Below are 25654 nucleotides of genomic sequence, written 5' to 3'. Positions count from 1 at the left end.
ACATGATTCAATTCCAGCACGTCTCCAAGCAATACTCTTCCGATGCCGTGGCCCTGAACGACATTTCGCTGAACATCGCCAAAGGCGAGCTGGTGTTCCTGGCCGGGCCGTCCGGCGCCGGCAAATCCACCCTGCTGAAAATGATCGCCGCCATGGAACGCCCGACTTCAGGCAAGCTGATCGTCAATGGCCAGGACATGGCCAGGCTGAAACCGGCCGGCGTCCCCTTTTTGCGGCGCAATATGGGCCTGATCTTCCAGCAGCAGAAACTGTTGAATGACCGCTCCATTTTGGCCAATGTGATGTTGCCGCTGCTGGTGGTGGGCGCGCACAAGGTGGCCGCCGAGCAGCGCGCGCGCCGCGCGCTCGACAAGGTCGGCCTGCTCGACCGTGCATTGGCCCGCCCGCTGTCGCTGTCCGGCGGCGAGCAGCAGCGCGTGTCGATCGCGCGCGCCATCGTCAACCGCCCGCAAATCATCCTGGCCGACGAACCGACGGCCAACCTGGACCGCGCCAGCGCCAACAAGGTGCTCGAAGCGCTCAAAGCGTTCCACTCGGTGGGGGTGACTTGCCTCATTTCCAGCCATGACGAACAGATGCTCGACGCCGCCGCGCGCGTGATCCACCTGAAAAACGGCCAGCTGGTGGCCATCGACAAGGCCACCGAAGCGCCCGTGTTTGCCGCCCCCGACCCCGACTTCGCGCCCAAGCCCGATGATGGCGACGCGCAAGGAGAAGACGCATGAGAGGCTGGTTCCGCCAACACCGCTTTGCGCTCGGTTCGGCGCTGATTCATTTACGCAAGTCGCCCGGCGGCTTTCTGCTCAACGTTTTCGTGGTGGCGATCGCCCTGTCGCTGCCGTTCGCCGGCCTGACCATGCTCGACAATGTGCGTCCGATGTCGGAGCAGATGTCGGTCGCCCCGGAAATCAGCGTGTTCATGAAAATCGATACGCCACGCGCGCAGGCCAGCGGCCTGGCCGGCGAGATGCGCAAGATCGTGCACGACCCGAAAGCCAGGATTGTCTTCATTCCCCGCGAGGACGCGCTCGAATCGCTGAAAAGCAAGAGTGGCCTGGCTGACGTGCTCAACACCCTGGGCGACAACCCGCTGCCCGACAGTTATGTGCTGAAACTGAACGCGTTCAATACCGCTACCGAAGCGCAGGAGGTCGATGCGGTGGCCGAACTGCTGCGCCAGCTGCCCGGCGTGGAATCGGCGCAAGTCGATTCGGCCTGGGTCAAGCGCCTGGCGGCCCTTCTGGGCGTGCTGCGCCTGGTGCTGCTGCTGCTGGCCATTACCCTGGGCGTGGCCGTGATCGCGGTGGTGTTCAATACCATCCGCCTGCAGGTCATGACGCAACGCGACGAGATCAGCATCTCGAAACTGATCGGCGCCACCGACACCTTTATCCACCGGCCGTTCTACTATACGGGCGCGCTGCTGGGTCTGTGCGCCGGCGCGCTGGCCCTGGGTGGCGTGGCGCTGGCCCTGCAGCCGCTCAATACGGCGATTGCCGAATTTGCCCGCCTGTATGCTTCCGAATTCCAGATGACGCCGCTCGCGCCACTGCCGATGGCGGGCTTGCTGGCCCTCAGCGCGGGCCTGGGCCTGATCGGCGCCTTCCTGTGCGTGCAGCGCCACCTGGCGAGCGTGAACTGAAGCAAACCTGGGCGGCGCTGCCGGCGCCGTCCACCTCTCTATTTCCTATTCGCAATACCCTTGATTTCTGACAAGTATTCTTAAGGCTCACTTCAGTTAGTCTGCGTAGAATCTTGACATTGCCATAGGGAACAAAATGCAGTTCCGCCATAGTTGACGTGGACTACTGTGCGGCGCTTTCAAGTCAGCCATTTTGGGCGCACACTGACGCTCGCCCCCACAGCAAGAGCTTAATCAACAGACGCCATCAACCTTTCAAACGCCATAGTATTTTGGCTATCGAAGTGATTGGACCAGCTGATTGGCACTCTCCACCAGAGAGTGCTAATATATGTCATGGCGTTTGCAGCGAGGCCATGGCCGCCAGATAAAGATGGCGGCGCCCGTTGCAAACCGCAAGACCGGATACAGTAAAAAAGAACGAAACTGGTCCCTGCCGTGTGGCAGGGCCGTATGGAACGAGCAAGACTACGAGGAGTAAACATGACTACGATGTCCGCATTGGTTCCCACCAAAAATAATGCGCTGAACCTTGGGTTCACCGGCAACCTGGGCAATATCGACGCCTATATTTCCGCCGTGAACCGTCTGCCCATGTTGACCCACGATGAAGAAATCTCGCTGGCGACGCGCTTGCGCGAAAAAAATGACCTGGCCGCCGCGCAGGAACTGGTGCTGTCGCACTTGCGCCTGGTGGTGTCGATCGCCCGTGGCTATCTGGGCTATGGCTTGCCGCATGCCGACCTGATACAGGAAGGCAATATCGGTCTGATGAAAGCCGTCAAGCGTTTCGATCCGGACCAGGGCGTGCGTCTGGTGTCGTATGCCATGCACTGGGTGAAAGCCGAGATGCACGAGTACATCCTGAAAAACTGGCGCCTGGTCAAAGTGGCGACGACGAAGGCGCAGCGCAAGCTGTTCTTCAACCTGCGCAGCCACAAGACGGGCCTGGACGCGATGACGCCGAAACAGATCGATGCACTGGCCAAGCTGCTGGACGTGAAACGTGAAGAAGTAATCGAGATGGAAACGCGTCTGAGCGGCCGCGACATCGCGCTCGAATCGCCAACCGACGATGAGGACGACAAGTTTTCGCCGATCGCCTACCTGTCGTCGGAGCAAAGCGAGCCGACCAAGGTACTGGAAGCGGAACAAGTGACGCGCTTGCAATCGGAAGGCCTGGAAACGGCGCTGGGCAAGCTCGATGCGCGTTCACGCCGCATCGTCGAAGCGCGCTGGCTGGCCAACGACGACGGTTCCGGCGCCACCTTGCACGCGCTGGCCGAAGAGTTCGGCGTATCGGCCGAGCGCATCCGCCAGATCGAAGTGGCGGCGCTGAAGAAAATGAAGGGTGCGCTGGCCGCCTACGTGTAAGGTCGCTCGGCATGCAGCAAAAAGGCGCCGCAAGGCGCCTTTTGTTTTAAGCCGTCAGGCCCTTGGCGAGCACTTCGGCCACGACCTCGTTCAGGTCCGCGCCACGCTCCTTGGCCAGGGTTTGCAACTGCAATACCAGATCGCTGTTGAGTTTGACGGCGAACGGCACCAGGCCCAGGGCCTGGTCGCGCTTGCGCTGTTCGCGGCGGTCAACGACCACCGCTTCTTTGCCGAAGGCGCCGGCGCCGGGAACATTCATTTTCCCCATCAACTTCTTGGCATCGCTTTTCGCCAGGGCGGTTTTTTTCATGGTTGTTTCCTGATTTTCAAAACAGCCATTCTACGCCATCGCCGCACACCAGGCGTGCGCCGCAAAAATATCATTTTGCTATGATCACCAGTCTCATCCTTGAATACCACACAGAGGACGCTATCTGAAAGGAAAAGCATGCATTACCGCAATCACTTGTTACAAACCATATTCTGGCCGTTGATGCTGTGTCTGGCCTTGGCCGGCTGCGGCGCCGCCAGCAGCAGCGGCGAGGCGCACAATACGCCGCGCAGCGTCACCCACGTGCTCTCGCCCGGCGAGCAGGTCGCCATCACCGCCACCGACACCCTGAAACTCGACCGTGTCAACGACAGCCGCTGCCGCGCCGGCGCCGTGTGCGTCTGGAAAGGCTATGTCAGTTACAGCTTTACCCTGCTGCACAGCGCCGGCGCCACCGACCTGGTGCTGTCCGATTCCATGCCCAATGGCGCCAGTTCCATCACCATCAATCACCTGACCTTCACTTTGCTTGATGTCGATCCGGCCACGCCACCGCCAGTCGATGCGCCCCTGCCCGTCTACCGCGTCAAGGTCAAGATCACGCAAGGCGCGCTCAAGCACTAGGATGGTGGCGGCAACGGCTGTCCGGCGGCGCCTGTTCCCGCTCGTGCAAGCCATAGTCGCGCAGCACGACGATCATGCGGCACCTGCATCGCCAAATACCGGGATGCGGGCATTCGGCGAAGCACGGTAATGCCAGTGCAACGTCAAGCGCGCCAGCGCCCCGGACCAGGCCGACAGAATGGCCGCAACGATGGTCTGCGCCACCGCCTGCCCCGGACAACGATGCACGCCATGGCCAAAACCCATCGCCTCGCCGGCCAGCAGCACCAGCACCATTTGCCCCTCGCGTATCGTCACCCCTTCCAGCGCCACATCGCAGGCGGCAAAACGGCGCGTATTGTGGATCGCCAACACAGGCGCCCGCGATGCGCGCAGCGCCAGCACGCTGTTGCCCAACAGAGCCGCCGTCGCTTCGCAGGTCTGCATCAGCAAGCCGATCAGGTTTGCCCTTTGATTAGCGTCAGCGTCGGGACGCAAAATGCTGAACGCCGCCAGCAAATTAGTGGCCGCCAGCTCGGCGCGCGCCATGGTGGCGCTGTCGGCCGTCACCGGCAGGGCGGCGACAACGTCCTGCGTCCACCCGGCAATCTGTGGCCCGTCGGCCGGCACAAAACCCAGCAGCTGCGCCACGGCCAACAGGGGCACCTCAAAGATCAGGGTGTTCAATTGCCCGGCGCTGAGCGGCAGATGGTCGCCCGCCAGGCACACCGTATCGACATACAAGGCGGCCATATCGACCTGTGCCAGCTCACGCATCAGCGCCTGCCTGGCTGCGGCGTGGCGCGCGCCATCAGTCATGCGCGCCAGTTCGGCAAAGATCGCGCCGCAAGCCGTGCCGGTCAGATGCAAGGGCACCGGCAACGCGACTGGCCGCACGCGCAAGTTGGCATGCTCGAGCACGGCGCGCACGCCGCTGCCGGTCGCCAGCCAGCAGTCCAGTGCGGCATCAAAGCGCAGCGGCGGACCGTCCGCCAGGCGGCGGTAGTAAGCGTCAGGGGCGGCGTGCGTGACGGCGGCCAGCAGATGGTCGGGATCGTGGGGAAACATGGCAACTCCATTGCAGTGATGAATGGACGCGAGTATGCTGGCCCTTCCACCTCAATACTTCGCCCGGGAGCGAATCATGGATGTCACCACTCATGCCGACACCGGCCTGGCGCAACTGGCCGGCGCGATTGCCGAGCCTGCCCGCGCGCGCATGCTGTGCAGCCTGCTCGACGGCCATGCGCGCACGGCAACAGAACTGGCGGTGCTGGCCGAGGTCGCTGCATCGACCGCCAGCGCCCATCTGAGCCGGCTGTGCAAGGACGGCTTGCTATCCGTGCTGGCGCAGGGCAAGCACCGCTATTACCGCCTGGCCAGTGGCGAAGTGGCGCAGGCGCTCGAAGCGCTGCTGGTGGTGGCCGGTGTTGCTCGCCCCTTGTTTACGCCTTCCACGCCGGAGCGCCTGCGCCATGCGCGCACCTGCTACGACCATATGGCCGGTACGGTGGCCGTGGCCCTGCACGACCAGTTGCTGGCGCAGCAGTGGCTGCTTGGCGACGACGGCAACTACCGCCTGAGTGTAGCGGGCACCACCGGCATGGCGGCGCTGGGCCTTGCCGTGGCGCCGCTGGCCGGCCAGCGGCGCCGCTTTGCCTGCGCCTGCCTGGACTGGAGCGAGCGGCGCTTTCACCTCGGTGGCGCGCTGGGCGCGGCCGTGCTGCAACTGGCACTGCGCCAGGGCTGGGCCGAACGCGAACTCGACAGTCGCGCGCTGCGTGTCACGCCCGCTGGCCAGCAGCGTTTGCTGGCCGCATTTGCTGCCAGCTGACTGGCGGCGTTATCATCGTGTATTGATTTTATTGACCAGGCGTACCATGATCGAGTTCCAGGCACTCTCCAAACGCTACGGCAGTTTCGATGCCGTCCAACCCTTGACCATGCAGGTAGGGCGCGGTGAGGTCTTCGGGTTCCTGGGGCCGAACGGCGCCGGCAAGACCACCACCATCCGCATGCTGATGGGCATTTTGGTGCCGAGCGGCGGGCGCGTGCTGATCGACGGCCTCGATTGCCACCGCGATGGCGCCGCCGTCAAGCGCAAGGTAGGCTATCTGCCCGACAATCCGATCTTCTACGACTACCTGCGCGGGCGCGAAATCCTGCAATTTGTCGCCGAAATGCACGGCTATCGACGCGTCGAAGCAGCCGCCAGGGCTGCAAAGCTGCTGACGGAGTTCGGCCTCGATGAAGCGAGCGAGGACTTTGCCGTCAATTATTCGCTGGGCATGAAAAAGAAGCTGGGCCTGGCCTGCGCGCTGATCCATGAACCCGCCGTGCTGGTGCTGGACGAGCCGATCAACGGCCTCGATCCGCGCGCCTCGCGCGACGTGCAGGAGCGTTTGCTGCGCATCGCCGCCGCCGGCACTACCATCTTTGTCTCGACCCACTTGCTCGACATGGCGCAAAAGCTGTGCAGCCGGGTCGCCATCATCCACCGCGGCGCGCTGGCGGCCAGCGGCAGCCTGGACGAGATCCGCCAGCAGCTGGCCAGCGCGGGCAGCCTGGAAGATATCTTTCTGCAGCTGACCGATGAGGCCGGCGTCGCCGCTACCGCGCCATGATGGCGCCGCCATCGGCCTTGCAGGCGATCTGGCTGCTGACCCGGCTGCGGCTGCGGCGTTTGCTCAACTTGAGGGGGGCCATGTTCCAGCGCCGCCCGGCCGGCAACAGCCGCGCGGCCACAGCTGGCAAGCGGCGCGGCCGCTGGATCATCGGCGTGTTGCTGCTGGCGCCGATGCTGTTTTCGTTCGGACACATCGCCCGCGACAGCGTGCTCAATCTGCATTGCCAGCTTGACGCCGTGGCTGCCTGCAGCCTGCCAGACGCCATCCCGGCCGTGACCGCGCACATGATCGCGCAACTGAAGAGCACGCCGTTCAGCACGGCGCTGCTGGCCGGCCTGACGTTCCAGCTGAGCCTGATGTGGCTGGTCAGCGTGCTCGTGCCGCTGGGCGCCGGCGACCTGGCGCGCCCGGACTGGGACCTGGAATGGCTGGTCACCCTGCCCGCCTCGACCAGCACCGTGCTGTGGGCGCGCGTGGTCGAGCGCAGCGTGGCCAATCCGGTGGGCGTGCTGGCCGTGCTGCCCAGCACCACCATGATCGCCTGGTATTCGGGCCTGAGCTGGCTCTCGCCGGTCGTGGCGCTGGCGGCCAGCCTGGCCCTGTTGCTGCCGGCCGCCATGCTGCGCACGCTGGTCGACACCGGTGTTCGCCTGTCGCTGGCGCCATCGAAGCTGGCCAATCTGCAGGCGCTCATTTCGATTATGGCGATCTTCCCGCTGTATGCCGGCATGTCCTTCGGCATGGGGAAGAGCGGTTTTATCTTCGGCGCAATTGCTTCACTTCCGTCCTGGATCAGCTGGACGCCGCCCGGCCTGATCGTCGCCGCCCTCAATGCGCGCGATGCCGGCGCTGCCGTGCTGGCTGCGACCGCCTTGCTGGCGCAATTGCTGCTCTTGCTGGCACTGGGCATGGCGATTCTGCGGCATCAGTTGCGCCACGGCGTGGTCGGTTCAGGCCAGCGCGCCAGCGTGCGCAAGACGGCCAGGGCAGCCCAGGCCCAGCCTGGCCGCTGGCAGATCGGCAGCGTGATCCAGCGACGCGAGCTGACTTTGCTCGCACGCGACCGCAATTTCCTGGTGCAAACCATGTTCCTGCCCTTGCTGATACTGGGCGGCCAGGTCGCCTTCACCGGTCGCCTGAAGGATTTGCACGGCCTGCTCGACAGCCCTGCCCTGCTGGCCTCGACCGGCTTTTTCCTCGGCACCTACACCCTGATGATGTCGGCCTTCCAGAACCTGAACAAGGAGGGCAGTTCGCTGTGGCTGCTGTACACCTTCCCCGTCGGCGTGGAGCAGGCCTTGCGCGAAAAGGCGCAGCTGTGGGCCGTGCTGGCGATGGTCTATCCCGTCATCCTGTTTGGCGCGGCACTGGCGTGGATGCCCGCCTGGCGCTGGGACATGGCGGGGCTGATGCTGCTGGCGCTGGCCGGCATTGCCCTGTATGCGGTGATCGGCGTGGCGCTGGGCGTGTTTGCCAGCGACCCGCTGGCCACCGAAGCGTCGGCGAAAATGCGCCCGACCTATATGTATCTGTACATGCTGCTGACAGGCTTGTATATCGCCGCACTGGCGGCCGGCAGCGTGGTGCAGCAACTGGTGTTCGTGGTGCTCACTGGCGCGCTGGCCATTGCCTTGTGGCAAAAGGCGCGCGACGAAGTGCCGTATCTGCTGGACCCGGCCGCCTCGCCGCCGGCGCGCGTCTCGTTCGCCGACGGCCTGATGGCCGCCATGCTGTTTTTCGTGCTGCAGGTGCTGGCCTTGCTGTTGCTCAAAGGCGAAGGTCCGCCGGACTTGCAGCAGATAGCCATGGCCTTCGGCATCGCCGGCGCGCTGACCTATGCCATGACGCGCCTGGTCTACTGGCGCAGCAAGGCCGCTGGCGTGCCGCACATTCGGCAGGGCCGCCCCGTCTGGCGTCTGGTGCTGGCCGGCGCCGCGCTGGCCGCCGTGACCGGCGTCGGCTACACCATGCTGCTGCACGCGTACGGCCTGGCGCCACCGGCGTCGCCCCTGCTCGATGGCCGCTGGAGCTGGCTGTGGCTGAGCGCGCTGGCGGTGCTGGCCGCGCCCCTGTGCGAGGAATTCATTTTCCGCGGCCTGATCCAGGGCGGCCTGCGCCGCTCGCTGCCGGCCTGGCAGGCGATCATGATCGGCGCGGCCATCTTTGCCATCGTCCACCCGCCGGCATCGATGCTGCCGGTGTTCGTGCTGGGACTGTGCACGGGCTGGGCCCATGAGAAAAGCGGCGCGCTGCTGGCTCCGATGCTGGTGCATGGAGTCTATAACGCGGTGCTGCTGGCCTGCCAGTTTGCACTGTTCTGAACTGAAAAGAAAATGGCCCGCACGATTGCTCGTGGGGCCATGGTCGAGCATGGAGCAGCGGAAAGGATACGGTATCCGGTCCGTCCCCGCCCGCTGCGCCTTATAAGTGCACGGTGATCTGCGGCATTAGATCGTCGAAGGTACGGCCATTGCCGTTTTCGCCGATCGCGTGCATTTTCCATTCGCCGTTATGGCGGTACAGCCTGGCCATGATCTGCGCCGTGTGGGCGCCCTGAACCGACAGGTTGAAACGCGCGATTTCCTGGCTATTGCTGGCATTCAAAATGCGGCAATAGGCGTTCTCCACCTGCGAGAAGTTCTGGCCGGTAAAGCTGTTGACGGTAAACACCAGGCTTTTCACGCCGGCCGGCACATTGGCCAGGTCGACATTGATCTGCTCGTCGTCGCCGTCGCCCGCACCGGTGCGGTTGTCGCCCGTGTGCACAATGCTGCCGTCACGGCTTTTCAGCTGGCGGAACCAGACGATATCGGACACCTTGTTGCTGTCGTCAAACATCACGCACGAGGCGTCCAGGTCGACCGCTTCGGTCTTCGAGCCAAAACCGAGGAAACCCTTGGTCTTGACCGAATCCCAGCCCAGGCCCATGGTAATGCGGGACAGGCTGGTGCCAGCTTCCTTGTCCAGAGAAATCTTCTGGCCCTTGCTCAAATTGACTGACATAGGCATAACTCCTGTTTGCATGGTTGATGATACCGGCTTGCCGCCGGTTCAGGCCGGAAAGGCCGCGCCTGGCGACTTATACGCCGACGCCGAACGAGGCGGCGAGTGGGCCCAGGCCGCCCTTGTAGCCCTGGCCGATGGCCTTGAATTTCCAATCGGCGCCGTTGCGGTAGATTTCACCGAAGACCATCGCCGTTTCGGTCGAGCCGTCTTCCGACAGGTCGAAGCGGGCAATTTCCGTGTTGCCACTGGCATTGATGCAACGCACATAGGCTTTCGAGACCATGCCGAAGTTCTGCTTGCGCGCTTCGGCATCGTGGATCGTCACGCAGACGGCGATCTTGTCGACCTCGGCTGGCACGGTCGACAGGTCGACGGTGACGGTTTCATCATCGCCATCACCGGCGCCGGTGGTGTTGTCGCCCGAGTGGGTGACGGAGCCGTCGCTCGACTTCAGGTTGTTGTAGAAAATCATGTCGACGTCGGCGCGAACCTTGCCGTCGGCTTTCAGCAGGAAGATCGAACCGTCGATGTCGAAAGCGGCGCCATCGGTGGCGCGCGCATCCCAGCCCAGGCCGATGGTCATTTTGGTGATGCCGGGAGCTTCCTTGCTCAGGTTGACGTTGCCGCCTTTTTGCAGACTGATTGCCATGATGTATTTCTCCTATGTGAAATGAAGGTACCGCATATGTCACAAAACACCTGGCGCCCTCCACCGGCCCGACTCCCCGGGCCGGCGGCGACGCTTGCTACCTATCACAGCAAACCGGTGTAGTCGTTTGCCGCGCATTCTTTTTTGACCGCTTATGCCTTGACTGATTCCAGCGCTTCGGTCTTGCCCTCTTCCAGCGCCATCCTGCGTTTGTAGCGGATCGACGACCACAGCGAGGCGAGAATAAAGGCCACGCCAATCAGGCCGGTAAAGATCTCGGGTACATGGAACTTCATGCTGACCAACATGATCACGGCCAGGATGCCGATCGCATAGTGGGCACCGTGTTCCAGATAAACGAACTCATCCAATGTACCCTTGCGGACCAGAAACACCGTCATCGAACGCACGAACATCGCGCCAATGGCCAGGCCCAGCATGATGATGACCACGTCCTTGGTGATGGCGAAAGCGCCGATCACGCCGTCAAAGCTGAACGAGGCGTCGAGCACTTCCAGGTACAGGAAGCCACCAATACCGCCGCGCTTGACGATGTCGCCCATCGTGCCGTCACCGTTGTCGCCTTCAAGCAAGCCGCTGATCACATCGACGCCGACGTAGGTCAGAATACCCCACAGGCCCGCCGTCAGCACCACCAGTTTTTGCCCATCTTCGATCATGCCCAGGCTGGCCATCAACGTGCCCAGCGCAATCATCACGGAAATCGAGGAAATCTTGCCCAGCGCGCCGAGCTTTTCTTCGAAGCGGCCCAGCCAGTGGGTTTCTTTTTCATGGTCCAGCAAGAAGTTCAGGAAGACCAGCAGCAGGAAGATGCCGCCGAAGGCCGCCACTTCCGCATGGTGATTCGTCAGGTGCAGCGAATACTGTTCGGGGTCGCTGAGCGCCAGGTTCCACACTTCCAGCAGTCCCAGATCGGCCGCTTGCGCCACGATGACCAGCGGAAACAGCAAGCGCATGCCGAACACGGCGATGATGATGCCTACGCCGAGAAACAGGCCTTGCCAGAATTTGTCCCAGTTTTTCAGGACAGAAGCATTGACAACCGCATTGTCGAACGACAGCGACACTTCCATGACGCCCAGGATCACGGCAATACCGAGCGCCGACAGCATGGCGGACACACCGCCATGGGTGTAGCCCCACCAGGCGGAAATGCCCAGGCAGATAAATGTCACTAAAAATGACACTCTGAAATGCTTCATCAATTCTCCTATGAGTTTGCAAACATCGGCAAAGTATAGGTGCGCACGATTGATTTAAAAATGGAAGATAATGGAAGCATTACTTCGTAAAAACAGAAGATACGGTCAACCATGAAAACCACGGGCTTCAATTACCGCCATTTGTATTTCTTCTGGGTCGTCGCCAAGGAGGGCGGCGTGACGCGCGCCGCCGAGCGCCTGGGCCTGGCCGTGCAGACCATCAGCACCCAACTGGCGCTGCTGGAAAAGGAGCTGGGCAAGTCCTTGCTGCAGCCGCAGGGGCGGCGCCTGGTGCCGACCGAGGCCGGCCGCCTGGCGCTCAGCTACGCGGACCGGATCTTCTTGTTGGGCGAACAGATGCAGGATGCCCTGGCCGACACCGACGCGGAAAAGATGCGCCTGACGGTGGGCATCTCGGACTCCCTGCCGAAACTGATCGCCTACCGCATGCTCGACGCCACGCGCACCCTGGGCCAGCCGGTCAAGCTGGTGTGCCTGGAAGACGAATTCGAATCGCTGCTGGCGGACCTGGCCCTGCACAAGCTGGACCTGGTGCTGACCGACCGCACCGTGCCGGCCGGCGCCAGCCTGCGCGTAGCGAGCCATCTGTGGGGCGAAAGCGCCATGAAGCTGTTCGGCGTGCCGGCGCTGGCCGAGCGCTACCGCGACAACTTTCCGCAAAGCCTCAATGGCGCGCCATTTTTGCTACCGACGCGCAATAACGCCTTGCGCGGGCGCATCGACGAGTGGATGGTGCACGAAGGCGTGCGGCCCGACGTGGTCGGCGAATTTGAAGACAACGCCATGCTCAACGCCTTTGGCCGCAAGGGCCTGGGCCTGTTTTTTGCATCAGCCAGCCTGGCGGCCGAGATCGAGGAACAGTTCGGCGCCTTGCTGGTGGGCGAAGCGTCGTCGCTGCGCGAACAGTTCTATGTGATTTCCAATGAGCGCAAGATCATGCATCCGGCGCTGGGCGTGATCCTGGCGGCCGTGCAAAAACCGCCCGCCGCGCCCTGATCAACTGTCCAGATCAGCCGTGATCGCCGCCAGCAGGGCCGGCTGGTCCGGTTCGGCCGTATCGCAATTTGACAGTTGCAGCACAGACAGGCCGGCCTGCGGCAGGCGCAGTATCAGGCTACGAAATCCCCACAGGCCGCCGCCATGAAACACTACCTCGCGCCCAGCGTGCTCGACCACTTCCAGGCCAAAGCGGTAGGGCCAGCAGTTGCCGTCAGGTGCGCTCGACGGTTGCAGCAGGGAACGCACCAGGCTGTCGGGATCAACGTACTGGTGATGCCATGCGCGCTCCCACAAGGCCAGGTCATGCAGCGAGGCATACACACCGCCATCACCGACGGTATTGGCATTGCCCAGGTGCTGGCGGTAGCCGCCCGGCAACGACGCATCGCTTGTATAGCTGCGCACGCGCTGCGGCATGACGGCTTGCCGCTCCGCATCGAACATGGTGGCGTGCATGCCGAGCGGCGCAAACAGGGTGCTGCGCGCGTGTTCCGTCAACGATTGTCCACTCAGTACTTCCACCAGCCTGGCCAGCAAGATGTAATTGCAGTTGCTGTAGGCATGGGCGCTGCCGGGCGCAAACGCCAGCTCATCCATTTTCTCGATGATGCGCAGCAAATGCGCATTATTGAAATAGTCGCTGTCGTGCCGGCCCAGCTGGCACTGTAGAAAAGCAAAATAATCGGGGATGCCGCTGGTGTGGTTGAGCAACTGGCGCACACTGATCGCCTGCCCGAACTGCCGCACTTCCGGCAAGTGCGGCGCGACATCGTCATCGAGGCCGATCAGTGCCTGGCGCACCAGATCGAGCATGCAGGCGGCCGTAAACTGCTTCGATTCGGACGCCAGGTAATAACGCGACCTGCCCGTCAGCGGCACGCCCAGTTCCAGGCAAGCGAGGCCGTGGTGCAGTTCGAAGACGGGCTGGCCGTGGCGCAGCACCAGTGCGCTGAAGCCGGGGCCGTCGGCAGGCAGACGCGCCTGCAGGGCCTCAAAGTGAAGAGCAAGATTTTTCATGGCGACAAGATTAACATGCTGACCACTACCTGCAGTGGGAAACTGATATGGCCGCTCGTACCGTACGCCACTACAACGTTGCATGTTGTACGCGATCAGGAACCACTGGATGCCTGGCACCGCATGTCGGTTGGCGGCCCCATCGATGGCGAGCATGCCGCACTGAGCGCCATCATCATGGCGCCCAGCCCGCACTACCCGAAAGAATATGGATTTGTCTCGGAAAAATTTTCCTTCTTGCCGATTATCGGCCTGAGTGCCGCCGAGCAGGCGCATGGCCGCGCGAACGACTCGAGGGCTTGCTGCAGGCGCTGGGCGAACGAAGCGCCGCACCCCTGGTCGACGCCACACGCGGCAGCATCGTGTAACAGCGCAGGGCCGAATTGCCGGAAATTAGCATACTGTGCCCTTCGTCGTTTAAGATGACGTTTTAACAGCCCATCTTTTTGCGTCCCCATGCATAATGTCTTGCTCGTCCTGCTCGCCTTTTTCCTGGTCGCGCTCAACGGTTTTTTTGTTGCCGCCGAATTTGGCATCGTTACCTTGCGGCGCACGCGCATCCGCGCCATCGCCAAGACCCAGGGACTACGGGGCCGCATCCTGGCCAAGGTGCATGGACAGCTCGACGCCTACCTGTCGGCCTGCCAGCTGGGCATCACGCTTGCCTCGCTGGGCCTGGGCTGGGTCGGCGAGCCGGCCTTTGCCGGCCTGCTCGAACCCGTGTTCGGCGCCCTCGGCGTGAGCTCGCAGGAGCTGATCCACGGCGTGTCCTTCGTGATGGCTTTCAGCGTGATTTCCTTTTTGCATATCGTGGTCGGCGAACTGGCGCCCAAGTCGATGGCGATCCGCAACCCGGAAGCGGTCGGCCTGTGGAGCGCGATTCCCCTGTACGGCTTTTACTGGGCCATGTATCCGGCCATCTTCCTGCTCAACGCCAGCGCCAACTGGGTGCTGCGCATGGCGGGCCTGTCCGGCAAGGGCGGCCATGACGCCCATTATTCATCGGAAGAACTGAAACTGATCCTGCGCACCAGCCAGCCCGGCGAGAAATTCACGCGCGACGAGCGCAATATCCTGGCCCAGTCGCTCGATTTCGAGCAGATGACGGTGTCGGACCTGATGCGTCCGCTCAATGAAGTAGTCGCCCTGTATGCCTCGGAAACCCTGGAGCAGAACCTGGAAACGGTGCTGCGCAACCGCTTCAGCCGCTACCCGTATTTCGACACCAACGAAGACGACGTGCTGGGCGTGATCCACCTGAAAGACCTGTTTTTCGCCCAGCAGGCCGGCAAGACCATCAGCTCGCTGATTCCTTTCCTGCGCCCGGTGGACATCATTTCGGCGCGCACGCCGGCGCTGGAACTGTTCCGCCGCTTTCGCGACGGTGCGCCGCACTTCGCGCTGATCGGCGAAAAAGGCAAGCGCCCGGTCGGCTTCATTACCCTCGACAATTTGCTGGGCGCCATGGTGGGGGAAATCCGCGATGAATTCCGCCGCAATGAAAACGACTGGCTCAAGCAGAGCGACGGCACCCTGATCGGCAAGGCCAGCCTGCCCATCTTCTCGCTCGAACGCATCCTCGGCATCGATATCGAAAACGAGGAGCTGGGCCTGGACGACGTGGAATCGGTCGGCGGCCTGATCATGGTCAAGCTCGGCGATATCCCGAAACAGGGACAGCGCATCACCTTTGTCGACTTCGATATCGTCGTCAAGAAGATGAACGGACCGCGCATCGTCCTGATCAAGGTGATACCAAAAGTTGAGCGCGAGCTCGACGCCGACCTGCGCGACTAGGTTTTTTGATCGCTCAATGAATCTTTACCCTGCGGCACGGTGGTCACGCCCAGGGTCCAGGTCTGCAGCAGGCTGTACAGCACGGCCAGCAGGGTCGGGCCGATAAAGATGCCGACAAAACCGAAGGCCAGCACGCCGCCGAGCACGCCCAGCAGCACCAGCAGGAACGGCAGGCTGCTGCCACGGCTGATCAACAGCGGCTTGACCACGTTGTCGACGCCGCTGATCAACAGTGCGCCCCACACCAGCATGAAGATGCCCCAGCCCGTCTGACCGCCGTTGAACAGCCAGATGGCGGCGCCGCCCCATACCAAGGGCGGGCCGACCGGCACCAGCGACAAGACAAACGTGGCAATGCCCAGCAAGGCCACGGCCGGCACGCCGGCAATCAAAAATCCCACCACCGCCACCAGCGCCTGCGCCAGGGCAGTGCCGAGCAGGCCATACATCACGCCGCGGATGGTGCGGCTGATGGTCAGCGCCACGCCGGGCGCGCTGTCGCCGATAATCCGCGCGCTGCCATTGAGCAAAGCAGTACGCAGCAATTGCCCATCGCGGTACAGGAAGAAACTGACGAACACGGCCAGGCTGGTCTGCGCCACGCCGCTACCGAGCACGATGCCGCCGGAGGTGAGGAAATGGCGCGCCGGCTCCAGCATGTTCTTGCCCAGGTTCAGCAGCTCTTCGCGGTCGCCGATAATGCGGCGGATATAACCATCGATGGTGTCGCCGATCAGCGGAATATCGGCCAGCCAGGCCGGCGGATGCAGCGCGCCTTCGTCGAGCGCCAGCCGCGCTTGCTCATAGATGCGCGCGACATTGTCGGCCAGGTTGTAGGTGACCAGCACCAGCGGCAGCACGATCACCAGCACCAAGGAGGCCGTCATGATGGCGGCGGCCAGGTTGCGCCGCCCCTTGACCCGGCCCAGCAGCAGCAGATACAAGGGCCAGCTGGAAATACTGACGCAGACGGCGAACAGCATCGCCGGCAAGAAGGGACGCAAGACGAAAAAGCAGCCGATCACCAGAAAGATGACGGCTGCCAGGCGGGCGTGAGGCTCGAAACGTTTGTCCATGTACTGCGTGCATCCTGAAATGGCGCCCCGGTGGCGCCGCTGGCTCAGGATAGCAGAAGTTTAAGGTCGTGCGCGATGGCGGCCGGCTTCTCGCCGTGGCGCACGAACAGGCGGATCTTGCCCTGGCGATCGAAGACATAGGTGCCGGCCGTATGGTCGACCGTGTAGCTGCTGTCGGTTTCGCCTTCGACCTTGGCGTAATACACCTTGAATTCCTTGGCCACCCTGGCGGTGGCGGCGGCGTCGCCATACAGGCCGACAAAGCGCTTGTCGAACGCGGGCACATATTCGGCCAGCAGCGCCTGCGTGTCGCGCTCGGGGTCGACCGTGACGAACAGCACCTGTACCTGGTCGGCCTGCGGCCCCATGTCCTTCATCACTTGCGCCATGTCGGCCATAGTGGTCGGGCACACGTCGGGGCATTGCGTGTAGCCAAAGAACATCAGCACGACCTTGCCCTTGTAGTCGGCCAGGGTGCGCGGCTTGCCCGTATGGTCCGTCAGCGCAAATTCGCGCGCATAGCCCAGGCCCGTCACATCGGTATTCTGGAACACGGGCTTGGGCGCCTCGGGCTTGCCGCAGCCGGCCAGCAGCAAGGTCGTCAACAACAGGCAGAAGAGTTTTTTCATAAGCCGAGAGGAAGGTAGTGGTCCACCAGCAGCGCCGCGAACAGCAGCGACAGGTAGATGATGGAATAGGTAAACGCCTTGCGCGCGATCAAATCCGTGTACTTGCGGTACATCTGCCACGAATAATACAGAAAGCCCGCATTGAGCACCACGGCCGAGGCCAGGTAGATCAGTCCGCTCATGCGCACGGCGTATGGCATCAGGGTGGTGGCGGCCAGCGCGATCGAATACAGCCACACGTGAAACTGCGTGAACTTCAGGCCGTGCGTGACGGGCAGCATCGGCAGGCCGGAACGGGCATAGTCATCGCGGCGGTACATGGCCAACGCCCAGAAGTGCGGCGGCGTCCAGACGAAAATGATCAGGACCAGCAGCCAGGCCTGCATCGGCACATCGTTGGCCACCGCCGCCCAGCCCAGCGCCGGCGGCATGGCGCCGGACAGGCCGCCGATGACGATGTTTTGCGGCGTGGCCGGTTTCAGCACCATGGTGTAGATCAGCGCATAGCCGACAAACGTCACAAAGGTCAGCCACATGGTCAGCGGATTGACCAGGTAATACAGGATGCCCATGCCCAGGCCGCCGATCACCAGCGCGAACACCACCGTCTGTTTCACGGTGATATCGCCCATCGCCATCGGCCGGCGTGCCGTGCGCGCCATGCGCGCGTCGATCTCGCGCTCGGCCAGGCAGTTGACGGCAAACGCCGCGCCGGCCAGCAGCCAGATGCCGAGGGTGCCGAACACCACCGGCTGCCAGTCCGGCAGCTCCTCGCTGGCCAAAAACATGCCGATCACGGCGCAAAAGACGGCCAGTTGCGTCACGCGCGGCTTGGTCAGCGCCCAATACTGGGCGATGCGAGGGGAAGGTTTACGGCTGATGGTCTGAGTAGTCATTTCTGGGAGCGTGCGGAAGGTGCTGTCGCGAGGGCGTCGCGGTGGATGCCGTGTGCAGCATCGAGCTGGAATTTAGCCTTGTAGTTTAACATGGTCAGCAACAACACGAGCAGCGCCGCGCCACCGTTATGCATCACAGCAATGGCCAGCGGCCAGTTCAGGTAGATCGTCGCCATGCCGGTGGCCGCCTGCAGCGCCAGCACCAGAGCGATCAGGCGCGCCGTGCCGCGCAGCGATGGCAGCGGCCACGCGCGCAACACGGTATAGCCGATGCCAGCCAGCACCACAAAGGCAAAATTGCGGTGCACCCAATGGATCGCCGTCAGGGCCGAGAACGGCAGGTAGTGGCCGGCGGCCGTCTTGCCCAGTTCGCGCCACAAATAAAAGCCGTGCTCGAAATCCATCGCGGGGATCACCTTGCCGCCGCACAGGGGGAAATCGGTGCAGGCCAGCGCCGCGTAATTGGTGCTGACCCAGCCGCCCAAGGCGATCTGCAGCGCCAGCAGCACGGCAGACATGATGGCCAAGGCGCGTACCGGGCGCAGCACGGACGCCTCGGCATCGGCCTTTTGCACGGGCGAGACCGCATGATCCTGGCGCCCGCCCAGCCACACCAGCAGCGACAATAGCCCCATGCCCAGCAGCAAGTGGATGGTGACGATGACAGGCTGCAGTTTCAGGGTGACCGTCCAGGCGCCGAACGCGCCTTGCAGGCAGACAAAGAAAAACAGCGCGGTCGGCAGGGCCGGGGCGAATTGCTCGCGGCGGTTGCCTTGTCCATCCTTTTTTCGCCACTGGCGCCAGGCCTGCACCATCATCGCCACGATCAACACGCCAATGGCCATGGCCAGGTAGCGGTGCGTCATTTCGATCCAGGCTTTCGCCACCGTGACGGGGCCGCTTGGCATCAGCGTTTCGGCGGCCACGATATGCTCGTGCGCGAGGAAAGGATTGGCCGAGCCGTAGCAACCGGGCCAGTCGGGGCAACCGAGGCCGGAATCGGACAGGCGCGTAAAGCCGCCAAACATGATCAGGTCAACCGTCAGAAAGACGGCGATCCACACCAGCTTGCGGTATTTGTTGGCGTCGGCGGAGACCCACACCATGGTCAAAGGCAACAGGGCCACCAAGAGACCCGTCAGGCCCAGCTGGGCCAGTGCGGAAAGATGCATCGTCGGCATCAGGACTCCTTAGCCGATCGCCGAAGCTTTGAGCAGCTTGGCGATATCTTTCTTGACCTTGGTCGGGTCCGCGTCTTTCGGGAAACGCATCATCAGGTTGCCCAGCGGATCGATCAGATACAGATGATCTTCCGGCTTGCCGCCCGGCTCCACCGGTAGCCAGGCCTTGAGCGCCGCGTCGTTGACGCGCAGCATATTGGTGCCGTCGTATTCGCGCATGACGAGGGTATCGATCGGCTGCGGGTCCGTGATCAGCCAGACGCGTTCAATGCGCTCGCGCTCCTTGCCCTGCGTCAAGCGCAACTGCTGCATGGCGAACAGCTGTTTCTTGCACGCTTGCTGGCAATCGGACGGGCCGGCTTGCAGCATCACCCACTTGCCCTTGAACTGCGCCAGCGGCGACGGCTTGCCGTCCAGTTCCGCTACCTGCAGTCTGGCTTCCGGTATCGGATACTGGCGCGGGTCGATCAGTGCGCCGTAATTGTTGCGCGCGCTGGGCTTGATGATGTAGTACGTCACATACGAGGCAATAATGGGAAACGCGCACACGGCCAGCACGGCCAGCAGTTTCCAGCGGCCAGTGGTTTGCGCTTTGCTATCAGACAGATTTTTTTGCACGTCGACATCCTGTAAAGACAAAAAATAAGAAGGCCGTCAAAGCCAGCGCGTACCACTGGAAGGCGTAGCCGCGATGCTTGTCCGCCCCCAGGTCGGGCGCCGGCCAGTCGCGCACGGGCAAGGTGGCGGACTGTGGCGAGGTCTGCTCGATCAGCAGCGGCTGGAACGCCAGGCCGCTGGCCTGGGCCAGTTGCCCGATATCGGCATTTTGCACGATGGCCTGCGGCGCCAGGCGCGCGGCCGTGCCCAGCTGCATCACGTGGCCGGCAGTCAAGCGCGCCACGCCCTGCACCGTGACCGTACCGCTGGGCGTGCTGTAATCGGCGATGCGGCTACGGTCGGCGTTATTGCGCGGCAGCCAGCCCTGCGCCACCAGCACATGCATGTTTGAACCCTCGATCTGGAAGGGCGTGAGCACATGAAAGCCGGCCTGGCCCCGATATGGGCGGTTGTCGAGGTAAATGGTCCACGCCGGCACGAAGTGGCCAGTGACCGTCACGCGGCGGTATTCGATGGCTTGCGCGTCTTGCGGCAACATGGGCGCGGCGCGCAAGGCCAGCGGCGCGGCCAGGTTGCCCGCCTGCAGCCTGGCGGCGCGCGCGATTTTTTCGTCCGCGCGGCGCTGCTGCCACTGCGCCAGCGACAGACCGAGCGCGACCAGCAGCAACATCACGATAAATGGAATCAAACGAAATTGAAAGCGTATTGGCATTACAATGGACCCTCCTCGCAGCGGGCCTTGTCATCCATGAAAATCGTCGTCGCCATCGCTTTTATCCTGATCCTGGGCAGCCTGGGTTCGGCCTTGTTCTTCCTGATGCGCGACAAGGGCAAGAGCAACCGCACGGTGCAGGCGCTGGCCATGCGTGTGGGTTTTTCGATTGCCCTGTTCCTGTTGATACTGCTGGCGCACAAGCTCGGCTACATACAGCCTACCGGCATCCATTAGACGCCACCATTGCCTGATTGGCAAATTTGACAGTTCAAGAAAAAAGCCGTACACGGATCGTCCGGTACGGCTTTTTCACTGCCCGGGCACACGGCTTGCGCCATGCACCCTGCTGCGCATTATAACCAATACACGACCACGTACAGGCCCAGCCAGACGACGTCGACAAAGTGCCAGTACCAGGCGGCGCCTTCGAAGCCGAAATGATGCTCGGGGGTAAAGTGGCCTTTGAGCACGCGGTACAGGATCACCGACAGCATGATGGCGCCCAGGGTCACGTGAAAGCCGTGGAAGCCGGTCAGCATGAAGAAAGTGGCGCCGTAGATGCCGGACGTCAATTTCAAGTTCAGCTCGCTGTAGGCGTGCATGTATTCATACACCTGGAAGCCCATGAAGACGGCGCCCAGCAAAATCGTGGCTGCCAGGAACAGGGCCGTCATGCCGCGGTGGCCGGCGCGCAATGCGTGGTGCGAAATCGTCAGGGTCACGCCCGAGGTCAGCAGCAGGGCCGTGTTAATCGTCGGAATCCAGAACGGCGTCATGGTGGTAAATTCCTGCACCGTGCCGGCCGGCCCCACCGTGCCCCAGTGAGCGGCAAAATCGGGCCAGATCAGCTTGTGGTCCAGGTCGCCCAGCCAGGGCATGGAAATGCTGCGCGCATAGAACAGGGCACCAAAGAAGGCGGCAAAGAACATCACTTCCGAAAAGATGAACCAGCTCATGCTCCAGCGGAAGGAGAAATCGATGCGCTCGCTGTACAGGCCTTTTTCCGATTCGCCGATGGCGTCGCCGAACCAGAAATACAGCACCAGCAAAATGCCGGCCAGGCCAAGGTAGTTCACATACGGACCCCAGGCGACATCATTGACCCAGGCCGACGCGCCTATCATGGTCAGCAGCAGGCTGGCGCCGCCCAGCATCGGCCACTTCGATGGACCGGGTACAAAATAATAGGGTGCAGAGGACGCCGTAGCGTGGTTGGAACTCATTCTCATCTCCTCATGTATATATTTATGGTACGACCAGGCTGACGATGGTAATCAATATGCCGACCAGGCAGGCCACCGCCAGCAGGCCGGCAATCACGATATGCACCGGGTTCAGCTTGACCGAGTCCGTATCGAAATCGCTCTTGCGCCGCAAGCCGGTAAACGACCAGATCACGGCCTTCAATGAATACAGGAACGACGCTTGCGGCTTGCGCGGTTCGTTCATGGCTGCTCCTATTGCACTACCGGCGTCTGAGCCTGGCTCAGACCGGCAATCTCGAAAAACGTGTATGACAGGGTAATGGTCTTGACCTCTTTCGGCAGCGCCGGATCGAGGAAGAACACCACCGGCATCTGCCGCGCCTCATGCGGTTTCAAGGTCTGCTGCTGGAAGCAGAAGCACTCGACCTTCTTGAAATGCGGCGTGGCGCTTTGCGGCGCGTAGCTGGGAATGGCTTGCGCATTGACCGTGCGCCCCTGCGTGTTGACGACTTCATACAGTACCGTCACCAGTTCGCCCGGATGCACCTGCATGCTGGAAACCACCGGGCGAAAGCGCCACGGCCCCTGGGCATTGCCGTCGAATTCCACCGTGATGCTGCGGCTGGTATCGACTTGCGTGTTCTTGTCGTAAGCGACCGTGCCATCCTTTTGCGTCAGCACATTGATGCCCATCACTTCGCAAATCTGCTTGTAGACGGGAATCAGGGCATAGCCGAAGCCGAACATCACGCAGGCAATCACCAGCAGCTTGCCCAGCAACTGGCGGTTCAGTCCCCGCGTTTGCTGCTGCTCCTGCGGCTGCGGCTGCACTGGCGTCGTCATGTCACAGCCACAGCCGCTTGGCAAACACGGAAAGGAAGAAGAAGGCCGCCAGTGCCGCCAGGATCAGGCCGGTGCGCAGGTTGTTCGGTTTTTTACGCTCGCTCATGTCAGCCTACTTCACGGTCGGCGGTGTTTCAAAGGTATGGAACGGCGCCGGACTCGGCACGGTCCATTCCAGCCCTTCCGCGCCTTCCCATGGTTTCGCCGGTGCCGCCTTGCCGCCACGAATCGTCGGGATCACGACGAAGACCAGGAAATACACCTGCATCAGGCCAAAGCCGAAGCCGCCGATCGAGGCGATCATGTTGAAGTCCGTGAACTGCGCCGGGTAATCGGCGTAGCGGCGCGGCATGCCGGCCAGGCCCAGGAAGTGCATCGGGAAGAAGGTCACGTTGAAGGTGATCAGCGACAGCCAGAAGTGGATCTTGCCGCGCGTTTCGTTGTACATGTGGCCGGTCCATTTCGGCGACCAGTAGTAGAAGCCGGCGAACAGGGCGAACAGCGAGCCGGCCACCAGCACGTAATGGAAGTGGGCCACCACATAATAGGTGTCCTGCAGCTGGATGTCGATCGGCGTGACGGCCAGGATCAGGCCCGTGAAGCCGCCCATGGTGAACACGAAAATGAAGCCGACCGAGAACAGCATCGGGGTCTCGAACGTCATCGAGCCCTTCCACATGGTGGCGATCCAGTTGAACACTTTGACGCCGGTCGGCACGGCGATCAGCATGGTGGCGTACATGAAGAACAGCTGGCTGGTGACCGGCATGCCGGTGGTAAACATGTGGTGCGCCCAGACGATAAACGACAGAATCGCGATCGACGCGGTGGCGTAGACCATCGAGGCGTAGCCGAACAGCGGTTTGCGGGCAAACGCCGGCAGGATCTGCGAGACGATGCCGAAGGCCGGCAAAATCATGATGTAGACCTCGGGGTGGCCGAAGAACCAGAAGATATGCTGGTACATGACGGGGTCGCCGCCGCCGGCCGCGTTGAAGAATGACGTGCCGAAATGACGGTCGGTCAGGGTCATGGTAATCGCCCCGGCCAGCACCGGCATCACGGCGATCAGCAGATACGCCGTGATCAGCCAGGTCCAGCAGAACATCGGCATTTTCATCAACGTCATGCCGGGCGCGCGCATGTTGAGGATGGTGACGATGATGTTGATCGAGCCCATGATGGAAGAGGCGCCCATCAGGTGCATGGCGAAAATCGCCATGTCCATGCCGGGGCCCATCTGCGTCGACAGCGGCGCATACAGGGTCCAGCCGGCGGCGGTGGCGCCGCCCGGTACCAGGAAGGAGGTGGCCAGCAAGATGGCGGCCGGCGGCAGCAGCCAGAACGAGAAGTTGTTCATGCGCGCAAAGGCCATGTCGGAGGCGCCCACCTGCAGCGGGATCATCCAGTTGGCGTAGCCGACAAAGGCCGGCATGATGGCGCCGAACACCATCACCAGGCCGTGCATGGTGGTGAGCTGATTGAAAAATTCAGGCTGGAAGAACTGCAGGCCCGGCTGGAACAGCTCGGTGCGTATCATCAGCGCCAGCACGCCGCCCGACAGCAGCATGGCGAAGGAGAACCACAAGTACAAGGTGCCGATATCCTTGTGGTTGGTGGCAAACAGCCAGCGGCGGTAGCCCGTCGGATGCTCATGTGCGTGATCATGGGCGTGATCGTGCCCATGTTCGCCTGCGTGCAGATCGTGACCGGTGCGGTCCAGGGTGCTAGTGCTCGTGCTCGTACTCATCTGCGGCTCCTGATTACTGGCGTGCAGCCACGATTTCGGCTGGTTGAACGATATTTTCCTCGGCCTTGTTGGACCAGGTATTGCGTGTGTAAGTGATCACTGCCGCGATATCGGTGTCGGACAGTTGTTTCCAGGCTGGCATTTCCGCCGGATACTTGCCGCTCTTCTGGCCGTTCAGCAACACATGGATCTGCGCCGCTTTCGGACCGTTGACGACGGGCGAGCCGTCGAGAGGCGCGAACGCGCCCGGCACGCCCTTGCCGGTGGCCTGGTGACAGACCACGCAGTTGGCGGCATAGACTTTTTCGCCCTTGACCTTCAGCTCGTCGATGGTCCAGGTCTTGTTCGGATCGTCGGCCAGTGCCGCCATTTCCTTCTGTTTCACGTCGACCCAGGCCTTGTAATCGTCACTTGATACGACTTTGACGACGATGGGCATAAAGGCGTGTTCCTTGCCGCACAGTTCGGCGCAATTGCCGCGGAAGGTGCCGATATGGTCGGCCTTGAACCAGGTGTCGCGCACGAAACCGGGAATCGCATCCTGCTTGACGCCAAAGGCGGGCACGGACCAGGCGTGGATCACGTCATTGGCGGTCAGTACCATGCGGATCTTTTTATTGACCGGCACCACCACTTCATTGTCGACTTCGATCAGGTAATTTTCGCCGCGCTTTTCCGTCGGCGGCGCGCCCGGTGCGCCCACTTGCGCGCGCGGCGTGGACAGGTTGGACAGGAAGGAGATGCCCTGCCCATCGCCTTTCAGGTAGTCATAGCCCCATTTCCACTGCATGCCGGTGGCCTTGATGGTGATGTCGGCGTTGGACGTGTCTTTCATGCCGACCACGGTGCGCGTGGCAGGCAATGCCATGCCGATGACGATCAGGAAAGGCACGACCGTCCAGGCGATCTCGACGGTGGTACTTTCGTGGAAAGTAGCCGGTTTGTGGCCCAGCGATTTGCGGTGCTTGAAGATGGAATAAAACATGACGCCGAACACGGCCACGAAGATCACCAGGCAGATGACCATCATCCAGGTGTGCAAATCGTAGATTTCGTGGGCGATCTGTGTCGCCGGCGGTTGCAGATTCATCTCGAACGGCACCGGACCGCCCGTGCCAGGATAGGTGGAGGCGGCAGGCGCCGCCATGGCCCACTGTCCGCTGCCAGCCGCTAGCAGCAAGAGTCCCGGCATCGACGATAGCAGTCGCTTTGCATAAGTCATGTTTTCCCCAACCACCTAAAAAATAACGATATTTTAAACGGCTGCGGAAACCTCCGTACTTGCCCGCTGCCGCTCCTCCATGAAAGCCCAACGGCCAAACCGCCGCCGCAAAGCCTGTAGCATCAGCAGATTACATGCTGGCGATCCGCACAAGACACTGTGGGAGCACCATGCTGCAACCCTGTTTTTCCAGCACCGCCATCATAGCGACCGGTACAAGATGATTACTATACTAATGCACTAACTTCGCGCGTGGCTTGCTTTGCGTT

General features: G+C 62.2%; 28 protein-coding genes. 10 read left to right on the top strand and 18 right to left on the bottom strand.

Translation table 11 applies throughout. From position 1 onward, the window contains the following. Window positions 1-2: 2 nt before the first annotated feature. The 3 genes from CD932_RS14855 to rpoH all read left to right on the top strand — a co-directional run bounded on the left by CD932_RS14855 (window position 3) and on the right by rpoH (window position 3037). Window positions 3-746 (top strand): cell division ATP-binding protein FtsE, encoded by a 744-nt coding sequence (locus CD932_RS14855; protein ID WP_094443306.1) that lies wholly within the window; start codon window positions 3-5, stop codon window positions 744-746. Next, complete coding sequence (ftsX, locus tag CD932_RS14850; protein WP_094443305.1) at window positions 743-1663, top strand: permease-like cell division protein FtsX; 921 nt, start codon at window positions 743-745, stop codon at window positions 1661-1663. Before CD932_RS14855 ends, ftsX begins: the two co-directional genes overlap by 4 nt. 483 nt (window positions 1664-2146) lie before the next feature. Further along, window positions 2147-3037, top strand: a complete 891-nt coding sequence (rpoH, locus tag CD932_RS14845; RefSeq protein WP_094443304.1) for an RNA polymerase sigma factor RpoH — start codon at window positions 2147-2149, stop codon at window positions 3035-3037. A gap of 46 nt (window positions 3038-3083) precedes the next feature. On the opposite strand, the gene CD932_RS14840 is transcribed toward rpoH, so the two are convergent. Continuing rightward, window positions 3084-3347 (bottom strand): hypothetical protein, encoded by a 264-nt coding sequence (locus tag CD932_RS14840; protein ID WP_094443303.1) that lies wholly within the window; start codon window positions 3345-3347, stop codon window positions 3084-3086. A 138-nt stretch (window positions 3348-3485) separates the two neighbouring features. Here CD932_RS14840 and CD932_RS14835 point away from each other — a divergent pair, with 138 nt between their 5' ends. After that, complete coding sequence (locus CD932_RS14835) at window positions 3486-3932, top strand: hypothetical protein (protein ID WP_094443302.1); 447 nt, start codon at window positions 3486-3488, stop codon at window positions 3930-3932. Between the two features lie 72 nt (window positions 3933-4004). On the opposite strand, the gene CD932_RS14830 is transcribed toward CD932_RS14835, so the two are convergent. Beyond that, the gene (locus CD932_RS14830; protein WP_094443301.1) at window positions 4005-4979 is read right to left on the bottom strand and encodes a hypothetical protein; all 975 of its coding nucleotides are present in this window, start codon (window positions 4977-4979) and stop codon (window positions 4005-4007) included. A 76-nt stretch (window positions 4980-5055) separates the two neighbouring features. Here CD932_RS14830 and CD932_RS14825 point away from each other — a divergent pair, with 76 nt between their 5' ends. From CD932_RS14825 to CD932_RS14815, 3 genes are read left to right on the top strand one after another with little or no spacing between them, the layout of a single operon-like run. Continuing rightward, window positions 5056-5745, top strand: a complete 690-nt coding sequence (locus CD932_RS14825) for a helix-turn-helix transcriptional regulator (RefSeq protein WP_094443300.1) — start codon at window positions 5056-5058, stop codon at window positions 5743-5745. Window positions 5746-5791: 46 nt separating this feature from the next. Then, a complete protein-coding gene (locus CD932_RS14820; protein WP_094443299.1) occupies window positions 5792-6535 on the top strand; it encodes an ABC transporter ATP-binding protein in 744 nt (247 codons plus the stop codon). Further along, entirely contained in the window at window positions 6532-8859 is a 2328-nt protein-coding gene (locus tag CD932_RS14815; protein ID WP_094443298.1) for a type II CAAX endopeptidase family protein, read from the top strand. The genes CD932_RS14820 and CD932_RS14815 overlap by 4 nt, the downstream gene beginning before the upstream one ends. A gap of 100 nt (window positions 8860-8959) precedes the next feature. Here CD932_RS14815 and CD932_RS14810 read toward each other — a convergent pair whose 3' ends face one another. From CD932_RS14810 to CD932_RS14800, 3 genes are all read right to left on the bottom strand, one after another. Continuing rightward, window positions 8960-9541 (bottom strand): TerD family protein, encoded by a 582-nt coding sequence (locus tag CD932_RS14810; RefSeq protein WP_094443297.1) that lies wholly within the window; start codon window positions 9539-9541, stop codon window positions 8960-8962. Between the two features lie 76 nt (window positions 9542-9617). After that, the gene (locus CD932_RS14805) at window positions 9618-10193 is read right to left on the bottom strand and encodes a TerD family protein (protein ID WP_094443296.1); all 576 of its coding nucleotides are present in this window, start codon (window positions 10191-10193) and stop codon (window positions 9618-9620) included. Between the two features lie 152 nt (window positions 10194-10345). After that, complete coding sequence (locus tag CD932_RS14800; protein WP_094443295.1) at window positions 10346-11416, bottom strand: DUF475 domain-containing protein; 1071 nt, start codon at window positions 11414-11416, stop codon at window positions 10346-10348. Between the two features lie 111 nt (window positions 11417-11527). On the opposite strand from CD932_RS14800, the gene CD932_RS14795 reads away from it, so the two are divergent. Continuing rightward, on the top strand, window positions 11528-12433 hold the full coding sequence (locus CD932_RS14795; protein WP_094443294.1) for a LysR family transcriptional regulator: 906 nt from the start codon (window positions 11528-11530) through the stop codon (window positions 12431-12433). Here the strand turns inward: CD932_RS14795 and CD932_RS14790 are convergent, their stop codons facing one another. Then, window positions 12434-13453 (bottom strand): serine hydrolase, encoded by a 1020-nt coding sequence (locus tag CD932_RS14790; protein ID WP_094443293.1) that lies wholly within the window; start codon window positions 13451-13453, stop codon window positions 12434-12436. Window positions 13454-13909: 456 nt separating this feature from the next. Here CD932_RS14790 and CD932_RS14785 point away from each other — a divergent pair, with 456 nt between their 5' ends. Continuing rightward, the gene (locus CD932_RS14785; protein ID WP_094443292.1) at window positions 13910-15250 is read left to right on the top strand and encodes a hemolysin family protein; all 1341 of its coding nucleotides are present in this window, start codon (window positions 13910-13912) and stop codon (window positions 15248-15250) included. Here CD932_RS14785 and CD932_RS14780 read toward each other — a convergent pair. The 6 genes from CD932_RS14780 to CD932_RS14755 are packed head-to-tail and all read right to left on the bottom strand — an operon-like array spanning window position 15247 to window position 20362. Continuing rightward, window positions 15247-16326 (bottom strand): AI-2E family transporter, encoded by a 1080-nt coding sequence (locus CD932_RS14780; protein WP_094443291.1) that lies wholly within the window; start codon window positions 16324-16326, stop codon window positions 15247-15249. The two genes, CD932_RS14785 and CD932_RS14780, sit on opposite strands and share 4 nt — an antisense overlap. 44 nt (window positions 16327-16370) lie before the next feature. After that, entirely contained in the window at window positions 16371-16955 is a 585-nt protein-coding gene (locus tag CD932_RS14775) for an SCO family protein (RefSeq protein ID WP_094443290.1), read from the bottom strand. Then, the gene (gene cyoE / locus CD932_RS14770; protein ID WP_094443289.1) at window positions 16952-17851 is read right to left on the bottom strand and encodes a heme o synthase; all 900 of its coding nucleotides are present in this window, start codon (window positions 17849-17851) and stop codon (window positions 16952-16954) included. Before cyoE ends, CD932_RS14775 begins: the two co-directional genes overlap by 4 nt. Beyond that, complete coding sequence (locus CD932_RS14765; RefSeq protein ID WP_094443653.1) at window positions 17848-19023, bottom strand: heme A synthase; 1176 nt, start codon at window positions 19021-19023, stop codon at window positions 17848-17850. The genes cyoE and CD932_RS14765 overlap by 4 nt, the downstream gene beginning before the upstream one ends. Before the next feature lie 18 nt (window positions 19024-19041). Continuing rightward, window positions 19042-19650, bottom strand: a complete 609-nt coding sequence (locus tag CD932_RS14760; protein ID WP_176460956.1) for a cytochrome C oxidase subunit I — start codon at window positions 19648-19650, stop codon at window positions 19042-19044. After that, window positions 19631-20362, bottom strand: coding sequence for an SURF1 family protein (locus CD932_RS14755; RefSeq protein WP_094443287.1), 732 nt, complete (start codon window positions 20360-20362; stop codon window positions 19631-19633). Before CD932_RS14755 ends, CD932_RS14760 begins: the two co-directional genes overlap by 20 nt. 36 nt (window positions 20363-20398) lie before the next feature. On the opposite strand from CD932_RS14755, the gene CD932_RS14750 reads away from it, so the two are divergent. Next, window positions 20399-20599, top strand: coding sequence for a twin transmembrane helix small protein (locus CD932_RS14750; RefSeq protein ID WP_065308323.1), 201 nt, complete (start codon window positions 20399-20401; stop codon window positions 20597-20599). Window positions 20600-20718: 119 nt separating this feature from the next. Here the strand turns inward: CD932_RS14750 and CD932_RS14745 are convergent, their stop codons facing one another. From CD932_RS14745 to coxB, 6 genes are read right to left on the bottom strand one after another with little or no spacing between them, the layout of a single operon-like run. Continuing rightward, window positions 20719-21588, bottom strand: a complete 870-nt coding sequence (locus tag CD932_RS14745; RefSeq protein ID WP_094443286.1) for a cytochrome c oxidase subunit 3 — start codon at window positions 21586-21588, stop codon at window positions 20719-20721. A gap of 22 nt (window positions 21589-21610) precedes the next feature. Continuing rightward, window positions 21611-21814 carry a DUF2970 domain-containing protein gene (locus CD932_RS14740; RefSeq protein ID WP_094443285.1) on the bottom strand — a complete coding sequence of 68 codons (204 nt, stop codon included), beginning with the start codon at window positions 21812-21814 and terminating at the stop codon, window positions 21611-21613. A gap of 8 nt (window positions 21815-21822) precedes the next feature. After that, a complete protein-coding gene (locus tag CD932_RS14735; RefSeq protein WP_094443284.1) occupies window positions 21823-22413 on the bottom strand; it encodes a cytochrome c oxidase assembly protein in 591 nt (196 codons plus the stop codon). 1 nt (window position 22414) lies between these two features. Further along, a complete protein-coding gene (locus tag CD932_RS29160) occupies window positions 22415-22519 on the bottom strand; it encodes a cytochrome oxidase small assembly protein (protein ID WP_217907263.1) in 105 nt (34 codons plus the stop codon). A 6-nt stretch (window positions 22520-22525) separates the two neighbouring features. Beyond that, window positions 22526-24163, bottom strand: a complete 1638-nt coding sequence (gene ctaD, locus CD932_RS14730) for a cytochrome c oxidase subunit I (RefSeq protein ID WP_094443283.1) — start codon at window positions 24161-24163, stop codon at window positions 22526-22528. Window positions 24164-24176: 13 nt separating this feature from the next. Continuing rightward, entirely contained in the window at window positions 24177-25385 is a 1209-nt protein-coding gene (gene coxB / locus CD932_RS14725) for a cytochrome c oxidase subunit II (protein ID WP_094443282.1), read from the bottom strand. Window positions 25386-25654: the final 269 nt, after the last annotated feature.

The sequence above is a fragment of the Janthinobacterium sp. PC23-8 genome (assembly GCF_002250505.1).
GTDB lineage: Bacteria > Pseudomonadota > Gammaproteobacteria > Burkholderiales > Burkholderiaceae_D > Janthinobacterium.
This window is presented reverse-complemented; position numbering and strand designations above follow the sequence as displayed.

Coding starts and splice junctions, on each gene's coding strand:
- CD932_RS14855 (WP_094443306.1), top strand. CDS start 3: ATGATTCAATTCCAGCACGTCTCCAAGCAATACTCTTCCGATGCCGTG.
- ftsX (WP_094443305.1), top strand. CDS start 743: ATGAGAGGCTGGTTCCGCCAACACCGCTTTGCGCTCGGTTCGGCGCTG.
- rpoH (WP_094443304.1), top strand. CDS start 2,147: ATGACTACGATGTCCGCATTGGTTCCCACCAAAAATAATGCGCTGAAC.
- CD932_RS14840 (WP_094443303.1), bottom strand. CDS start 3,347: ATGAAAAAAACCGCCCTGGCGAAAAGCGATGCCAAGAAGTTGATGGGG.
- CD932_RS14835 (WP_094443302.1), top strand. CDS start 3,486: ATGCATTACCGCAATCACTTGTTACAAACCATATTCTGGCCGTTGATG.
- CD932_RS14830 (WP_094443301.1), bottom strand. CDS start 4,979: ATGTTTCCCCACGATCCCGACCATCTGCTGGCCGCCGTCACGCACGCC.
- CD932_RS14825 (WP_094443300.1), top strand. CDS start 5,056: ATGGATGTCACCACTCATGCCGACACCGGCCTGGCGCAACTGGCCGGC.
- CD932_RS14820 (WP_094443299.1), top strand. CDS start 5,792: ATGATCGAGTTCCAGGCACTCTCCAAACGCTACGGCAGTTTCGATGCC.
- CD932_RS14815 (WP_094443298.1), top strand. CDS start 6,532: ATGATGGCGCCGCCATCGGCCTTGCAGGCGATCTGGCTGCTGACCCGG.
- CD932_RS14810 (WP_094443297.1), bottom strand. CDS start 9,541: ATGTCAGTCAATTTGAGCAAGGGCCAGAAGATTTCTCTGGACAAGGAA.
- CD932_RS14805 (WP_094443296.1), bottom strand. CDS start 10,193: ATGGCAATCAGTCTGCAAAAAGGCGGCAACGTCAACCTGAGCAAGGAA.
- CD932_RS14800 (WP_094443295.1), bottom strand. CDS start 11,416: ATGAAGCATTTCAGAGTGTCATTTTTAGTGACATTTATCTGCCTGGGC.
- CD932_RS14795 (WP_094443294.1), top strand. CDS start 11,528: ATGAAAACCACGGGCTTCAATTACCGCCATTTGTATTTCTTCTGGGTC.
- CD932_RS14790 (WP_094443293.1), bottom strand. CDS start 13,453: ATGAAAAATCTTGCTCTTCACTTTGAGGCCCTGCAGGCGCGTCTGCCT.
- CD932_RS14785 (WP_094443292.1), top strand. CDS start 13,910: ATGCATAATGTCTTGCTCGTCCTGCTCGCCTTTTTCCTGGTCGCGCTC.
- CD932_RS14780 (WP_094443291.1), bottom strand. CDS start 16,326: ATGGACAAACGTTTCGAGCCTCACGCCCGCCTGGCAGCCGTCATCTTT.
- CD932_RS14775 (WP_094443290.1), bottom strand. CDS start 16,955: ATGAAAAAACTCTTCTGCCTGTTGTTGACGACCTTGCTGCTGGCCGGC.
- cyoE (WP_094443289.1), bottom strand. CDS start 17,851: ATGACTACTCAGACCATCAGCCGTAAACCTTCCCCTCGCATCGCCCAG.
- CD932_RS14765 (WP_094443653.1), bottom strand. CDS start 19,023: ATGCATCTTTCCGCACTGGCCCAGCTGGGCCTGACGGGTCTCTTGGTG.
- CD932_RS14755 (WP_094443287.1), bottom strand. CDS start 20,362: ATGCCAATACGCTTTCAATTTCGTTTGATTCCATTTATCGTGATGTTG.
- CD932_RS14750 (WP_065308323.1), top strand. CDS start 20,399: ATGAAAATCGTCGTCGCCATCGCTTTTATCCTGATCCTGGGCAGCCTG.
- CD932_RS14745 (WP_094443286.1), bottom strand. CDS start 21,588: ATGAGTTCCAACCACGCTACGGCGTCCTCTGCACCCTATTATTTTGTA.
- CD932_RS14740 (WP_094443285.1), bottom strand. CDS start 21,814: ATGAACGAACCGCGCAAGCCGCAAGCGTCGTTCCTGTATTCATTGAAG.
- CD932_RS14735 (WP_094443284.1), bottom strand. CDS start 22,413: ATGACGACGCCAGTGCAGCCGCAGCCGCAGGAGCAGCAGCAAACGCGG.
- CD932_RS29160 (WP_217907263.1), bottom strand. CDS start 22,519: ATGAGCGAGCGTAAAAAACCGAACAACCTGCGCACCGGCCTGATCCTG.
- ctaD (WP_094443283.1), bottom strand. CDS start 24,163: ATGAGTACGAGCACGAGCACTAGCACCCTGGACCGCACCGGTCACGAT.
- coxB (WP_094443282.1), bottom strand. CDS start 25,385: ATGACTTATGCAAAGCGACTGCTATCGTCGATGCCGGGACTCTTGCTG.